At 45.1% G+C, this 17,239-nt stretch carries 7 protein-coding genes; 4 read left to right on the top strand and 3 right to left on the bottom strand.

Features of this window, described 5'->3' with window-relative positions; genetic code table 11:
- Positions 1-11: 11 nt before the first annotated feature.
- The 3 genes from ACE1SE_RS02485 to ACE1SE_RS02475 form a co-directional block, all read right to left on the bottom strand.
- Positions 12-1,634 carry a (2,3-dihydroxybenzoyl)adenylate synthase gene (locus ACE1SE_RS02485; protein WP_374052501.1) on the bottom strand — a complete coding sequence of 541 codons (1,623 nt, stop codon included), beginning with the start codon at positions 1,632-1,634 and terminating at the stop codon, positions 12-14.
- A complete protein-coding gene (locus ACE1SE_RS02480) occupies positions 1,631-2,821 on the bottom strand; it encodes an isochorismate synthase (RefSeq protein ID WP_374052500.1) in 1,191 nt (396 codons plus the stop codon). The genes ACE1SE_RS02485 and ACE1SE_RS02480 overlap by 4 nt, the downstream gene beginning before the upstream one ends.
- A gap of 200 nt (positions 2,822-3,021) precedes the next feature.
- Entirely contained in the window at positions 3,022-5,208 is a 2,187-nt protein-coding gene (locus ACE1SE_RS02475; protein WP_374052499.1) for a TonB-dependent siderophore receptor, read from the bottom strand.
- A gap of 308 nt (positions 5,209-5,516) precedes the next feature.
- Here ACE1SE_RS02475 and fes point away from each other — a divergent pair, with 308 nt between their 5' ends.
- Genes fes through entS form a run of 4 tightly spaced genes read left to right on the top strand, consistent with a single transcriptional unit; the run spans position 5,517 to position 17,061 of the window.
- The gene (fes, locus tag ACE1SE_RS02470; protein WP_374052498.1) at positions 5,517-6,809 is read left to right on the top strand and encodes an enterochelin esterase; all 1,293 of its coding nucleotides are present in this window, start codon (positions 5,517-5,519) and stop codon (positions 6,807-6,809) included.
- A 47-nt stretch (positions 6,810-6,856) separates the two neighbouring features.
- Positions 6,857-7,111: an MbtH family protein gene (locus ACE1SE_RS02465; protein ID WP_374052497.1), complete on the top strand. Its 255-nt coding sequence runs from the start codon at positions 6,857-6,859 to the stop codon at positions 7,109-7,111.
- A gap of 15 nt (positions 7,112-7,126) precedes the next feature.
- Complete coding sequence (locus ACE1SE_RS02460; RefSeq protein ID WP_374052496.1) at positions 7,127-15,715, top strand: non-ribosomal peptide synthetase; 8,589 nt, start codon at positions 7,127-7,129, stop codon at positions 15,713-15,715.
- A 47-nt stretch (positions 15,716-15,762) separates the two neighbouring features.
- Positions 15,763-17,061, top strand: coding sequence for an enterobactin transporter EntS (gene entS / locus ACE1SE_RS02455; RefSeq protein WP_374052495.1), 1,299 nt, complete (start codon positions 15,763-15,765; stop codon positions 17,059-17,061).
- Positions 17,062-17,239: the final 178 nt, after the last annotated feature.

The following is a 17,239-nucleotide window of genomic DNA, read 5'->3' as shown; positions in this document are numbered from 1 at the left end:
TCTGTGATACGTTAAGGTGCAGCATGGATTAACGTGCTGTATGCAATGTGACGTAATTTCTGTTTATCGATTTTTCCGACAGGTGTCATGGGAAGGGATGGAACGTTTTCAAAACGGTCGGGAAGTTTGTAATCAGCGATACCTTGCGCGCGTAAAAAGCGACGTAATATGGCTGATTTTACCTCTTCACGGGTAACGACATAGGCGCAACTCTTTTCTCCCATGATTGAATCAGGGATAGCGATCAAGGCTGCATGGATCACGAGTGGATGGCGTAACAGTAAATTTTCAATTTCCTCTGCTGCAATTTTTTCACCACCACGGTTAATTTGATCTTTTTCTCTACCCACAACTTTTAGATAGCCTTTCTCTGTCTGAATGACTAAATCACCCGAACAGTAAAAACCATTTTCATCAAATACTTGATTGTTATATTGAGGACTTTGGTAGTATCCACGGAACGTATAAGGCCCACGAGTCATCAGCAGACCGGGAATCCCATAAGGTAGCGGGTTACCCAGGCTGTCGGAGATCCACACTTCATCATCATCACTAATCGGGCGACCTTGAGTCGTGAAAATAGTCTGTTCGTCATCATCCAAGCGTGTGTAGTTAACTAACCCTTCGGCCATGCCAAATACCTGTTGCAGTTGACAACCTAATTCTGAAGGTATCCTTCGTGCCAGTGATTCACTCAGGCGGGCACCACCGACTTGCAATAACGCCAGACTTTCCAGTGGTGATTTATTCCCTGTCAGTGCAATAGCTTCCAGCCACAGGCTTACCGCAGGAGGAACTAAAGCAGCAACGTTAATCTGATATTGTTCAATCAATGGGAAACAGCTTGATGTACTGGGATCATGAGCCATAATCACCTGACCACCAGCATAAAAAACCCCTAATGCGCCTGGTGAACTCATTGGATAATTATGTGCGGCAGGAAGGGCACATAAATAGCGTGTTTGAGGATTGAAATGGCAGATATCAACACTGGCTCGAATACTGTAATAGTAATCATTGTGAGTTCGGGGGATCAGTTTGGGGATACCCGTACTGCCTCCCGATAGTTGGAAAAAAGCCACTTCATCTGCTGGAGTGGGCGTTGCGATAAAATTTTTTTCTTTTTCATTAATCAATGTTGTTAGGTCTATCGCGCTGTCGTTATCTCCCCGCAGAAATATGTGTGTCAGTGAAGCGTAATGTGTATGTAGTTCGTGAATAAATACATTGTCAGAAAAGAGTGAATGGCTACGGTCTGCTATCAATAGTGATGGTTTTATTTGATCGGCATAGGCTAATAGCTCGCTACGCTGATGGCTGAACAGCGCATTAACGGGAGCCACTCCTAAACGCAGCAGGGCAAAAAAGGTGACATAAAATTCTGCAATATTACCTAATTGCACCAATGCAGTTTGCCCATGCTGAACCCCACGGCGCTTGAGAGAAGCGGCCAGATTATCCACGAGTTGATTCAGTTGGCGATAAGTATATTGTTGGTGCGAGCAAATGAGAGCGATATTTTCGTTGTCAGTATGACGCATGAGTATGTCGCAAAGGGGAAGGTCTAGCCAATAGCCGCGCTGGCGATAGCGTTGTGATAATGTTTCAGGCCAGCGATTAAACGCAATACTCATAACACACGTTCCTTACTGTCAGATAATCCCAGAGCTTGTAGCATGGTGCCAAGTTTCACCCCTGTTTCTTGCCATTCAGCATGGGGTTGTGAATCAGCAACGATGCCCGCTCCTGCAAAGAGTCGAATATGGTTTTCGAATAATTCACCACAGCGAATAGTAACAACCCATTCACCATTGCCCTTGGCGTCACACCAACCGACAATACCGCCAAAATAGTTGCGCTCGAAGGGTTCGAGCTGAGCGATAAGTTCGTAGGCGCGTTCTCTTGGTGTTCCACAAAGTGCTGGAGTTGGATGAAGTAAGCTGGCAACAGCGAGGGCGTTTGTGTGTTTATTGCGTAATTCGCCGCGTATTTCTGTCGCGAGGTGCCAAAGTAAAGGGGTGCTGAATATTGAAGGAGAGTCTGGGATCATCAATTCAGTACACTGTTCAGCGAGTGCGGTTCGGATTGCATCAATCACTAATTGATGCTCATGGTGATCTTTAGCTGAATGTAGCAGTGACTGGCGCAACGCATTGTCTTCCAGAATATTGTGACTTCTGCGTGACGAACCTGCCAGTGGTTGAGAAATAAGGATGTTGCCCTGTTTACGTAGCAGAAGTTCTGGACTAGCACCAATTAACGTACTGTTTTCTAGTGGGATATGAAAGTTGTAGCTATAAGGGTTTTGGGCATTAAGCTGTGTAAAAAGCTGGATAGAATCAGGCTTTCGATCAAATTCAATATTCAGTAGCCGCGAAAGGACGGCCTTATCAAGCAAGCCATGATGTATGGCATCAACAGCTTGCAAGACCATCTGACAAAATGCTTCTTTTTCCGGCCATAAATGCCACTGCTGTAATTGTAACGGTGGCATGGAGGACAGAGTGGAAAAATGTGCGGTTTCCCGTTCCAGCCAATGATATTCATAAGGTATATAGAGAGCAGAAGGTTGGCGTTTATCAAAAGGAATTGCTCCGACTGCAATAGGGTTTTTAATTCCGGCTTGTTCAGCTTGCAGGAATAATTGAGAGAGATGATCACTCAATGGATTATCAATCTCACCATAATGATTGGCGGGGGTAGTGACTTTGGCAAAACGTCCTCGTGCATGTAGGCTCTTATTTGAAGACAGGAACACAAAATCATCACAACTAAAATCCAGTAATTCGGATGTGCGATATTCAGTCGTTAACGTAAGCACGATATTTCCCTGTTACTATTTGATAAAAAAATGGGTTAAAAATAGATTGGTGTAAAAATCAATTATCTATTATTCAGTTTTATGGTTCGTTGCGCTTGAGACATAAAAGTGATCCAATACGTCTTAATATGTGTTGGTAAAAGCCATTCACAGTGGCAAAAAGCTTTTGCCTGATGCCACTGAGGTAAATGAGTTTTGCTTTACCAGGTATATTCCACTGTAGCAACGATGCTGCGTCCGCTGCCATAGAAGCAGGCTCCTGCATTCGAGCACGAAGCGACATAACGTTTATTGGTCAGGTTATTTACATTCAGTTGTACACTGGCGCCTTTTAATTGCGGGGAAGCTTCGCCAAGATCGTATTTCGCCATCAAGTCATAGAGGGTATAGGGCTTGACATGGAATGTTTCTTCATAATCACCGGAAGTGGAACCGGTATAACGTACGCCGGCGCCTAATGTAAATCCTTTCAGCGCCGTTTGTGTGAAGCTATAACTTCCCCAGGCAGAAGCCGCATGCTCAGGAATAGAAGGCACTCTTTTACCGACTCGTGCAGTTCTGAGGTCATCTTTGGTTTTAGTATCTGTATAGGTATAGCTTGCTATCAGATTGATCTCAGGGGTGATCTGAGAATGAACTTCGGCTTCCACTCCCTTTGAGCCAATTTTGCCAATTTGTTCACTAAAGCCAGCACCTGGTACGGAGGTTGTGACGTTTTTCTGCGTGATATCGAACAGGGAAAGTGTTAACAGGGTATTGTGATCTTTGGGTTGGAATTTAATACCGATTTCAGTCTGTTCACCTTTTGTAGGCTTGAAAGCAGGAGTGCCGGATTTACCTTGATCCAGATTAGGCTCAAACGAGGTGCTGTAACTGATGTAGGGTGAAATACCGTTATCAAAGGCATACAACAAACCCGCACGTCCTGTGAATGCACGGTCTTTTTGTGTTGTTGAGGTGTTTTTGATCAGGTTTTGTTGCTTGGTTTCAGTCCAATCATAACGCCCTGACAAGACTAAATTCCAGTTTTCCCAACTGAGTTGATCCTGCCCGTAAACCCCTAACTGGTGGAGTTTCTTTTTATTATTTAAAGAAAGAGATAACTCATTTTCATTGACAGGAATACCCCAAATTGGGTTTGACCAATCAAAATCGTGTTTTCCTTCTTTGTCTCTGTTACGCCATAATTTACTGTGACTATCTACCCATTTGTAATCGATCCCACTGATGACGTTATGTTCAATATTACTCATTGAGAAAAGTGCTTTCAGTTGGTTATCCACGTTAATTGCTTGAGCATCATTATGTTCTCTCTGAGGGAAACGTTTAATGGTTGTCGGCGTGAGATCTGATGCATAGACGAGATATTTAGTGCGCTCATCTGATTTTGAATAACGCAGGTTTTGCTGGAAAGAGAAGACATCATCAATGTCATGCTCAAGAATGTAGCCGATAGATCCCTGCTCCCGTCTGGACTGATTAAAAGAAGGATCACTGAGATTCATCTTGTAGGGAATATAGCCTGCATTGGGAACCGATGTTACGGTGCCGATTTTAGGATAAAAGTTACGGAATCCTGCTTTCGGATCGTACTGATAACTGGTCAGTAATGTAAACGTCGTATTATTGTTGGGGATCCATGTCAGCGCAGGAGCAATGGCAATTCGCTCTTTTTTATAGTCTTTGACAAACTGCTTTTGGGTGCTGAGTACACCATTTAAACGATAGAGAACGGGAATGTTATCCCCCAGAGCACCGCCAAAATCAAAGGCTAATTCACCCAGGCTCTGATTACCTGCTTTCATCTGTACCTTGTGGATAGGCTGGTCAGTTGGCCTTTTGCTGGTCATATTAATCAAGCCGCCAGGGCTGACCTGACCATATAGCACAGATGCTGGCCCATGCACTAATTCCACACGTTCCAATAACCAAGGATCGAGCTGATTATTATAACTTAATCCATCAAGGAATTTAGGAGCATAACGAAAACCACGGGTAATTACTTCGTCGTTGCGGTTGGAAGAGCCGCGGTAGTTAGTCACAACACCACTCGAATAATTCAGGGCGTCAGCAACGCTCATTGCGCCTTGTGCTTCCATTTGTGTGCGATTGATGACGCTGATTGACTGGGGAGTTTTGATAAGAGGGGTAAGGCTTTTGGTGCCTGCGGCACTGTCTGATTCTACAAAATTTTTTTCAGGATACCCTTTCATCTTGCTTGTGACAATTAAGGTATCTTCGCTGTTATTGGCAGTCCCATTATTGGCTGAGGCATACGGGGATAACAGTAAGATAGAAGTAAGTGATAAAAATAATTTATTATAGTTATAGTTTCTATTTGTTCTTTTTGCGGTTTTCAATATTTCATTCTTGATAGGCAGTACCATAGATTCCATCTCTCAATATAGCTACTTTTAAAATAAATTTTTAAAAATCAAATATATAATTAAGACAACACTATTATGGCTAAGCTGAATAGTGAAGGCCTCCTGCCTCGTTACCCCGATAATGCTCCATTAATTCTGTTAGCCAGTGGTTAAGATTAATAAAATAAATTGGATGATATTGCAAACAAAAATCATTATCAATATCATTGAGAAATGATAACCGTTTTTATTTTCTGAGATCGTTGCTGGTGTGGTGTATCAAATGGATATGTCATTTGTGAGCGGATTTTTTTGAAGGGGATAAAGGGATGACGTTAGTATTTCAGCCACCAGGTACGGCAGATAATTTATTATCTGCTCATCATGTTGGCAGTGAGTTATGGTGGAAAAATATTACTATCTTGGGAACACCCATTATAGAAACTGCAAATAATCATCAAGTTAAAACAACCTTCTTTTGGCGAGATCCTCATGGGAACGAACAAAATTCACCTTTTCGCCAAGTCTACATCGATATCAATGGCATCACTGATCACCACCGTCCGCAACCACAGAGCCTGCAACGATTGCCTGAAACGGATATCTGGTATTGGGCAGTGAGTCTTGAAGATAACTGGAGAGGAAGTTATCGATTTATACCTGTTACCGACGTACATTTGCCCCCCCAATTTTCCGATGAAAGCAAGCAGCGTAATCAACAACAACGTGAATGGTGGATCTCACTCTTTCCATTATCCATTTCAGATCCTTTGAATCTACAGGGCTGTCATCGTAATGGGCTTGGTTTGCCTTTATCGGCAATTCATATGCCTCATGCGCCTGCCCAGACTGCATGGTCACTCATTGATAGGATCAGCGCGCAGCCAGATCAACGGGAACCTTTGCTTTTGCATTGGCATAGTGAGCGACTTAACAATCAAAGGCGGTTTTGGCTTTACTCCACGGGGGAAGAAACGGCGCATCCTCGCCCTCTTATCATCCTGTTGGATGGGTTGACTTGGGCGGAGAGAATACCGGTTTTTTCTGTGATTGATGTAGCGACTGAAAAACGGCAGATACCAGAGGCGGTTTGGCTGTTGATTGATGTTATTGATATGCCGCATCGAGAGCAGGAACTTCCCTGCAACCCAGATTTTTGGCAAGCGATTCAGGATGAATTGTTACCGCTTGTCGCACAGTATGTGGCTTTTAGCGATGATCCTGAACAAACAGTGATAGCAGGGCAGAGTTACGGAGGATTGGCAGCATTGTATGCCGCACTCCATTGGCCACAACGTTTTGGCTGTGTTCTCACACAATCGGGATCTTTCTGGTGGCCTGATAGCAAAATTGTTCGACAGTTTAAGCCATCTGCTGAGCATAAAACCGGTTGGCTGACACAGCAGGTGCTTGGGCAAAAAGTTACTCCTTCGTCACTAAAAATCTTTCAGGAAGCGGGTTCCCATGAAGCAGATATCCATTTTGTCAATGATCAAATGTATGCCGCGTTGCAAAGGGCAGGGCACAACGTGAATTATCGCGTGTTTAATGGTGGGCATGATGTGTTGTGCTGGCGCGGTGGGTTAATTGATGGCCTTAGTTGGTTACTGGCTAAGCCATGATATGACAAACCGATTATTGAAATCCAAGAATTGATGAGAATTAAAAAATGAATTTGGAACAAAAGAATCCTTTTGATGATGACGAAGCCACTTTTTATGTGCTGATAAATAATCACCAACAATATAGCCTTTGGCCTGCCTTTGCCGCACAACCCACCGGTTGGGAGCGGGTTATTGGCCCGGACTCACGGGCCGCCTGTATCGCATACATAGAAGAGCACTGGGTGGATATGCGTCCGGCTAGTTTGCGCGAACCACGGATAAATCAAATTGATAATGCTGATGGTTTAACCTGCCGATAAGAAAGGAAGTCAAACGTGCCTAATGTATTGCAAGTTTCTGAAATTAAATCAGTTGATCTTCTAACGTTGCCACTAGTCGCTGCTCAGCCTGGAATTTGGGTAGCTGATCAACTTGCCAACCATCGTAATGTGTTTACCATTGCCCATTATATTGAAATTAATGGGAGACTGGATCGCGCCTTATTTGATGCAGCTATTCGTCAGGGTTTAGCTGAGGCCGATACCATTCACGCGCGATATTTTATTAATGAAGAAGGAGAGCCAGTACAGCAAATTCCGGTTTTCCGTGGTGCGCAACAGGTAGTTGCTCCTGAGTGGTTTGATTTCTCTCATGGACAGGGAGAAAGCAGAGCTCAGGAATTAATGCAGACAGATCTGGCTGCTGAGTTACCCGCCGATGGAGAACGGCCTTTATATCGACAAGTGATTATGAAGGTTGATGCCCAGCCAGAGCGCTGGTTCTGGTATCTGCGTTTTCACCATCTTATGTTGGATGGCTTCAGTTTTGATGTCCTGACTCGCCGCATTATTGATATCTATAACGCGTTAAGCGCAGGTCGCCAGCCAACTGAAAACCCTTTCTGTTCCTTTGAATTAGTCGTCAAAGAGTATCAGAGTTGGGAACAATCCTCTGCGAAAGCAGAGTCAGCCACGTTCTGGCAAAAGCATACCCGTGAACGAGGCGTTGCTGTTTCGCTTGCTACTGAAGATATTGTAAATAATAACAATACATTACCTCTGCATTATCATTGCCATTTTCCACTCACTCAGTTTGTTCCATTAAGAGAAGATGATTTACTGCGGCAATTCCAGCCGGCTGAAATTGTGATGGCTGCACTCTGCATCTATTTCTATCGCATGAGTGGAGAAAAACATCTGTCGATTGGTTTTCCTTTTATGCGCCGCCTGGGATCTCAAGCGCTTTGTGCGATGGGCCCCGTGGTCAATCTCTTGCCACTGCAAATAAAACTGCAAGACAGAATGTCTCTGGCAGAAGTAGCGAAAGCATTTGTGGATGAAATGAAGCAAGTTCGTCGTTACCAGCGATATGAAGCCGAACAACTGCGTTGTGATCTGGGATTATCCGGTGGCAACAATGCGCTTTATGGCCCCGTGTTTAATTACAAAATCTATAATGAGGCGTTGAAATTAGATGGTAATCCCATCAAGACGCATACACTCGCGATGGGGCCAGTGGATGATTTAGAGTTTGAATTGTGTTGTTATGATGATCGGCTTCATCTGACACTTATCGCGAATCGAAAAAAATATAGTGAACAAACGTTACAGTGGCACGGTGAACGGATCAGCTACTTGCTGAATCAATTGCTCATGCAGCCGCAGCAATCTATTGCGTTTATTCCACTGATTCCACCACAAGAACAACAACGGCTTGATAACTGGTCATGTGGGCCAAGAACTCAACCGTCTATAGATCATATTTCTGTATTGGATCTCTTTTTGCAACAGGCCGAACGGCAGCCTGATGCTATTGCTATACGTTGTCACAATGAACAGCTTACTTACCATCAATTGACGGTAAAAGTGATGCAACTAGCACGTTTCTTGCTATTACAGGGAATGGGGGCCGAGGATGTGGTTGCTATTGGCATTCCTCGTTCAGTGGATTCAATTATTGCTATTTTGGGTGTATTAGCCAGCGGTGCGGCTTACATTCCTCTTGATCTCGATTATCCGCGGGAGCGTTTACAGTTAATGTGTGACGATGTTCAGCCAGCCTTGCTGATCACTCACCTGAATACACTGGCACAAATGCCCGAAGCTCTCAAAGTCATCTGTCTGGATGATCCGCAGATAGCGACACAGTGCTCCCGTTTATCCCCATTACCCGTCATAGACGAAGAACGACGTGAAAAACTGCGTAGTGAACATTTGGCTTACATGATCTACACCTCAGGATCTACAGGTAAACCAAAAGGTGTGATGAGCACACATGGCGGGTTGTTAAATTTATTAACTTCCCATGCAACGCATTTATTTGGCCCTGTTATCGAGAATTTTTATCGGCAACATGGCCGACGGGCACGAGCGGGGCATACTGCATCTTTCTCCTTTGATTCCTCTTGGGAACCGCTGTTTTGTATGATCTTAGGCAGTGAACTCTATATTTTTGATGAGGAACTGCGGCGGGATGCGTGGGGAGTGGTACAGCAGATGAATCTGCTACCGATTGATATCATGGATATTACGCCTTCCTTCTTGATCCAACTTATCGATAGTGGGTTATTGGAAAAAGGCAATCATCAACCTGCATTTATTATGATTGGTGGTGAAGCGGCTACGCCACGATTATGGGAATTACTCAAACAGCAGCCGCAAATGGATATCCACAACTATTATGGTCCTTCCGAATACACTATTGATACTCTGGGGTGCAGTATTCGGATGGCCGATCAGCCCGTGATTGGGCGTCCAGTTGCTAATACCGATATCTGGCTTTTAGACCGTTACTTACAACCCGTGCCAATCGGTGCAGCGGGAGAACTGTATCTCTCTGGAGCAGGTATCGCTCGTGGTTATTTGCATCGTCCAGGGATGACTGCAACACGCTTTGTCGCCAATCCATTCCGTCACGGTGAAGTGATGTATCGCAGTGGTGATCTTATGCGTTGGCGCCCTGATGGACTGCTTGAATTTATTGGTCGAGTGGATCATCAGGTTAAAGTGCGAGGTTTCCGTGTTGAGTTAGGTGAAGTAGAGAATGCGCTGGTTGATTTACCAGAGGTGAGTTCTGCGGTAGTCATTGCTGAACCTGTCGGTGCAACATATCGGCTGGTGGGGTATTGCGCTGTACCGGATGGGCAACAACGTGCTTTACCCAATATCTCGGCTCTGTTACTGGCTGCACTGGCAAAGAAACTGCCTGATTATATGGTACCTTCCCTCTTAATGGTATTGGAAACTTTACCTATTTCGATCAATGGCAAAATAGACCGTAATTCATTACCCAAACCACAACAACTTCAATTGCCAGTGGGCAGAAAAGCGGAAAGCGAGCAGGAAAAATCCATTTGTGAAGCTTTCTCCAGCTTGTTAGGTGTGCAAGAAGTCAGTGCCGATGATGATTTTTTTGTGCTGGGGGGAGACAGTATTTCTGCGATGGCGCTGGGAACGCAATTACGTCGCCTTGGTTGGCAGTTACGTCCGCGGGATATTTTCAGTGAACGTACCCCTGCACGCATGGCGTTGAAGATGAAGCCTGTTGCTATTGTTAAGCCCATTCCTGCACGCGTTCAGAAAGGGGCGATCGATAACCTGCCTGTTTTACATTGGTTTGCTGAAACTCATGGCATGAATACCCGTTTTGTTCACGGTGTATTTATACATGTCCCCGCAGAATTGCAGCCACAACACTTATCACAAGCATTGGTTGCCTTAGAAATCGCGCATCCTGTACTACGCGCATTTACTCGTGATGAGCGCCTGATTTTAGGTGAGTCTATTCCGGTATCCGAAACCGCTCATTACAGCCTATGGCAAGATTGCGCAGATATTGAAGCCTGTGCCGAGCAAGCTTTCCATGATGCGGTTATGCGTTTGGAACCTGCGAGTGGTCAGTTATTCCATGCTTGCTTATTGCAACATGGAGGCGTGTCTAAAGGATTAGTGCTCGTTATTCACCATCTGGCAACAGATGGTGTTTCGTGGCGAATATTATTAGATGAGTTACGTCAAGGCGTAGAAGCAGCAATCGCCGGTAAGCCCGTAGTCTTGCCCGCAGAAGAATACACTCTATATGATTGGAATGATTATCTACGCCAAGATCTGCCACAACGTGTAGCTGAATTGCCTTTTTGGCAACGAATGCTAAATGAAAAAACGCCTCTTTTAGGGCAGCGTCCGCTGGATGTACAGCGGGATCGCCAAATAACCTCCTGCAAGCAGCGAACATTATTGAGCGGCGAGCAAACAGTCGCATTATTAGGCATATTGCCAAAGCAATACCACGCTAATATTGAAGAAATCTTATTAACAATATTGGCAATGGCTTGTTATCGTCATTTTAACGTCAACAAGTTACGCTTCCAGTTAGAATCTCATGGCCGTATTGAATTCGATCAAACAGGTGATTTAGCCCGGACGGTTGGCTGGTTAACCGCTGAGTACCCAATAGTGGTAAATTTGCCACTTACAGGAGAACATCAACCTGCTGAGATCGTGACTTCTGATATCGCTATTTCTGAAATAGTCCGGGCGGTGAAAAGCGTTTTGCGAGCAGTGCCCGATCGTGGAGTCGGTTATGGCTTGCTACGCTACCTTGATCAAACAGGGCGGAAAATACTGACAACGCAAGAGACACCAGAAATCTTATTTAATTATCTGGGGCGTTTTGTCGAGACAGATCATTTATGGGCACCACGGCGAACTAAAAATCTTTTCCAAGATGCTTTTGCGGTTTATCAGGACCCCGAAATGTCCTTAAGCCACAGCTTAGAAATCAATTTGTTTGTGGAGGAGCAGGGCAATACTCCACAGTTGGTGGTTAATTGGCAATGGGTTGATGGTATTTTCAGCCATCAAGATATTGCAGAATTACATCGCGGCATGGCATGGGCGGCTGATTGCTTAATCCAGTTCGCCAGACAGCAGCCCTTACGGGCTATGGCAACTTTAGTCGCCGCAGAAACTGGGCTATCAGATATCGAGGAGAATGATCTCACTCAGTTGACTGAGCGTTATGGCCCACTGTCTGCCGTATTGCCGTTACTGCCACTGCAACAAGGGTTATTATTCCATGCACAGACCGCTACCGAGCAGGGTAGCTATAACTCATTGGCACGCCTTTCCCTGTTTGGATCATTGTCTGTTGTTAAGCTACGTCGGGCACTGTCAGGTTTAGTGCGGCATCATCCTCAGATCGCTACGAAATTTGATACTGAACAATACGTCTCTCCATTGCAATTGATCCCCATCATTTCTGATGACAAAGATTATTGGACACTTGATTTCCATCAACTCCCTGAGTTGACAGCGGAAGAGGAAGAGATAGCGTTACGGGAACTGGAAAAAGCAGAACTCACACGGAACCTCTTTCAACAACCCACAGCGATGTTACATGCATTGCTGGTGCGCCACGGTAAAAGCTTACGCCATACGCTATTGCTAAATGCTCATCATCTGATCGTTGATGGCTGGTCAACCCCTATTCTGGTGCGAGACCTTTTGACCTTGTTGAATCAAGGCGAGCAAGACTTGCATAAACCTGAGGTACGTTATCAAGACGTAGTTCAGCAATTGTTGGCGCGTGAAACGGAGCCTTCTCGTCAATGTTGGCAGCAGGTATTGAAAGGTGTTCAACCAACATGTTTATTTGGTGAACAACTCCATACTGGCGAGGTTAAAGAGCTTGAGATTTTACTTGCACCAGAGATGGAACAGGCATTGACTGACTTGTGTCAGCAACGGGGTTTAACGCTCAATACTCTGATGCAAGGGATTTGGTCGCTGCTATTGAGTATACAAAGTGGCTCATCTGATGTTGTTTTCGGCTCTCCGGTATCGGGGCGGTTTGGGCAGATTGACGGGTTGGATCAGCATGTCGGGTTGTTTAGTAATACCTTACCCGTTCGCGTTATTCTGGATATGGATCAACCTCTGTTGCCTCAACTGGAACAGCTACAGGCACAGCAGATCCAATTGATTGAACATGACAATATTGGCCTGGGCGAGATTCAGCGAATTGCAGGTACTGGCACGCTTTTTGATACTTTATTGGTAGTTGAAAATTATCCTGATGTGGAGCAGGACAAAGGGAATAAAGAAAATATTGCAGGCATCCTCTGCCAAGGAATCAATAACCGTGGTTATACCCATTATCCTTTGACGTTATTGGTGTTGCCGGGTAAGCGCCTGCGTTTATTAATGGAATACCGTGAAAGTGTTAAACAACCTGAGCATTTGGCACAACGCATCCTGTTCTTGTTTCAACAATTGATCGAACGACCTGAGATTGCTCTGCGGGAATGGAGTTTACAATCAGTCGATGAAGCCGCACTTATTGAGGAAGTTAATAACACTTACCATGATATTCCTGCCAAAACACTTCATCAGACTGTGATTGAGCAGGCAAGCAAAACGCCGGACGATTTGGCTTTGTTGGATTGTCATCATCGTCTGACCTACCAGCAAATGCGCCGGCAAACTCGGCTATTGGTTGATCGTCTAATTGAAGCGGGTGTACAAGCAGGAGACATTGTTGGGGTAGCATTATCACGTTCGGTTCGGCTAAGTCTGGCGTTACAGGCAATTCTGGAAGCAGGAGCGACATGGTTGCCTCTTGATACCGGTTATCCTGATGAACGCTTGACCATTATGTTGGAAGATGCTCAACCTCGATTAGTGATTACAGAAAGTGAGTATCAGGCACGTTTTGCCAGCCAGACTTCTTTGTTATTGTTGGATAAACTGGCCGATGAAACGCAACAGCCTATCCATCCTGCCGCCAATGTAACGCCTGAACATGCTGCATATATTATCTATACCTCAGGCTCTACAGGGCGACCAAAAGGCGTGGTGGTAAGCCATCAGGCTATTGTTAACCGTTTATTGTGGATGCAGGATGCTTACCCATTGACGACAGATGATGTGGTATTGCAGAAAACACCATGTAGTTTTGATGTTTCTGTATGGGAGTTTTTCTGGCCGTTGATGACCGGTGCTCAGTTAATGATGGCTCCACCAGAAGCGCATCGCGATCCCACACGCCTTCGACAACTTATTGATGATTACCACGTCACGACCTTACATTTTGTGCCATCAATGCTGGCAACATTCATTGATTCCTTAGCGTTACAAGAACAAAAAGCGCCTTTCTGCCGTGATTTGAGGCGTGTTTTCTGTAGTGGAGAAGCCTTGTCATGTGAACTGGCACATCGCTATCAAACCCTGATCACTGCACCTTTGCATAATCTTTATGGGCCAACAGAGGCGGCGGTAGATGTGACATGGCAACCTGCGTTTGGTGAGGCATTACAGCGTTGCAGTAGCGCGGGTGTTCCTATCGGCCGGCCGGTATGGAATACCCAATTACGCATTTTAGATCCTTGGTTGCGCCCTGTTCCTATTGGTGTGGCGGGAGATCTTTATCTCAGTGGTATTCAGTTAGCGACAAACTACCTGAACCGGACTGATTTGACAGCCAGCCGTTTTGTGGCCGATCCGTTTGCATCAGGTAAGCGAATGTACCGAACGGGGGATATTGCGTGCTGGTCAGAAAATGGTGAAGTTGAATACCTTGGACGCAGTGACGATCAATTAAAAATACGTGGTCAGCGTATTGAGCTGGGTGAAATTGAACAGGTTTTACTAGAACAGCCTGGGGTGGCTCAGGCTGCGGTTGCTGCACGTGAGTTAGGTAAGTCAAGTCAGTCCATTGAGAATGTTGATGCGCGTCAGCTCATTGCTTGGGTGATCCCACAATCAGATGTGACATTGGATATTGAAGCACTGCAACACACGATGATGAAACGATTGCCTGCTTATATGCTGCCGGTCAGCTATGTAATACAGGAAAAATTCCCGCTGAGTGCCAATGGAAAATTGAATCGCAAAGCACTCCCGATGCCAGAGAAATTAACGACAGGCAGGTTACCGCAGGCGGGTTTGGCAAGTCAGCTAGCGAAGTTGTTCGCAGAAATCTTAGAGTGCGACATTGTTTGGGCTGATGACGATTTCTTTGCTTTGGGCGGTCATTCGCTGCTGGCAATGCGTTTGGCTGCCGAAATACATCAACGCCTTAATCTTCGTGTTTCAGTCGGTCATATTATGGTCGCACGAAGTGTAGAAAAATTGAGTGCGCTATTGGTTGATGAACAGAAGAAAAACTCTAGCGAAAACAGTGGAGTAGGCGAGGTCTTACCGTTGAGGGAAGGCATCGGACCAGCACTGTTCTGTGTGCATCCGGCGTCAGGTTTTGCCTGGCAATACAGTGGGCTTTTGCGTTATCTGGAGGGAGACTGGCCGATTATCGGATTACAATCTCCTCGTCCTCGCGGTGTCATTGCTGACTGTGACAGCCTTGACGCAATGTGCACACGCCATTTGGCGACTTTACGAAATATCCAGCCTCATGGGCCTTATTACTTGCTGGGTTATTCTCTGGGAGGAATGTTGGCTCAGGGAATGGCTATCCGTTTACAGCAAGAAGGTGAGGAAGTGGCTTTCTTGGGATTGCTGGATGCTTATCCTCCAGAAGGCCAGGATTGGGGAGGATTAAGCGAAGAAGAAGCCAAACAGGAAATTGCCCGTGAACAGGCAGAGTTTATGGCGGCTACAGAAGATGAGCATGATCCGCAACTGCGTAAGGAAAAGCAGGCAATGTTTGAAGATATTGTGGCTAATTATCGAGACGCTGTCCGCAGTTTATTATCCGCTGTTAACCAGAAATATGATGGCGAAGCGACATTGTTTGTGGCTACGCGGACGTTGCCACCTGAATTGGATGTCGAGGAGACATGGGCACCCTGGATTCGCCATTTAAGGGTTTATCGGCAAGATTGTGAACATGCAGATATCCTTTCTCCAGGTTCATTGAAACAGTGGGGGCCGCTGCTCAATAACTTGTTGAAAAAACGCCGTAATTAAGCTGCCGCAACTGACTTTATCGTATTTAACGCATCGTATGGAACATTATGGCTACTTCATCAATTTTTTTGGATTTTAGTTTACTTAAAAATAATGCCCATTTTCGCGCTATCTTTATTGCCCGTATGTTATCTGTTTTTGCATTAGGCATGCTGACGGTTGGTGTGCCTGTCCAAATGCAGTTTCTGACAGGATCTACCTTACAGGTGGGAATTGTGGTTGCACTGGACGGGATCGGTATGTTCATCGGGTTAATCTTAGGGGGAATACTGGCTGATCGTTATGATAGACGTAAACTCATTTTGTTTGCCCGTGGCACCTGTGGTCTCGGTTTTGTCGCACTGAGTTTTAACGCATTTCTGGACTCTCCGTCCCTGTATATGCTCTATTTTCTTTCTATTTGGGATGGTTTTTTTGGTGCGTTGGGTATGACGGCATTAATGGCAGCCATCCCCAATTTAGTCGGGCGGGAGAATCTGGCTGCGGCAGGTGCCTTGAGCATGATTACTGTTCGCATAGGTGCCATTATTTCACCGGCATTGGCAGGCATTATTATTGTTGTTGGTGGACCAGGATGGAACTTTGCTGTTGCAGCAATCGGTACATTAGCCACATTGTTGCCCCTGATGAGGCTTCCTGAAATGAAGCCTCAGCCAAGTAAACAAGAGCATCCAATCAGTGCGTTGGTAAGCGGGGTGAAATTTGTTTGTCAGCATAAAATTGTGGGCAGTGTCATATTGGTGGGGATGATGATCAGTATTGCAGGAGCAGTTCGTATTCTGTTTCCTGCATTATCTCAAGAAGTATACCACCAGGGACCGTCAGCAACGGGGTTAATGTATTCCGCTGTTCCTTTAGGAGCCATGCTCGGAGCTTTTACCAGCGGTTGGATAGGACGAAGTAACCGACCTGGTGTTCTGCTTGTTATATGTGCTCTGTGCTCCTTTATCATGTTATCCATGTTAGGGATAGTCACGAATATCGTTCTGGCATTACTTGTGTTGGTTTGTTATGGATATTTGAATGCATTTGCATCTTTACTGCAATTTACCCTTGTTCAGAGTCATACACCGGATCATTTATTGGGACGAGTGAACAGTTTTGTCACTGCTCAAGATGTTACTGGTGATTCTTTGGGAGCATTGGGATTAGGTTTTATGGGACGTTTACTATCTCCGGTAATCACCGTCTTTTCGTTTGGAGCTTTTGCTGCACTTACTTGCTTGTTGTTTGTAGCAGTAGTAAAACCTTTACGTCATTCTACACTGCGTGATCGCATGCCATTATCAGAAACAAGCACCTTAGAACATGAGCCTCAGCAAAGTGATGATTCATTGAAACCATAGTTAACGGAAATAACACCATAACATGGAGCGTTATGGTGTTGTTAAAGATTATTAAAATAAAGGGCAACCAAATGTGGCATTTTATGGTGTGTATCGATGATGTAAATAGTGTAGGTGATGGCTTTGATTAAACCCGCTTTCTTTTGATAACAATCTAAAAATCAGCACTCCTTTTTAC

This window comes from Xenorhabdus taiwanensis (assembly GCF_036512875.1).
Lineage (GTDB): Bacteria > Pseudomonadota > Gammaproteobacteria > Enterobacterales > Enterobacteriaceae > Xenorhabdus > Xenorhabdus taiwanensis.
The sequence above is the reverse complement of the archived record's forward strand: the minus strand, read 5'-3'. Positions and strand labels throughout refer to the sequence as shown.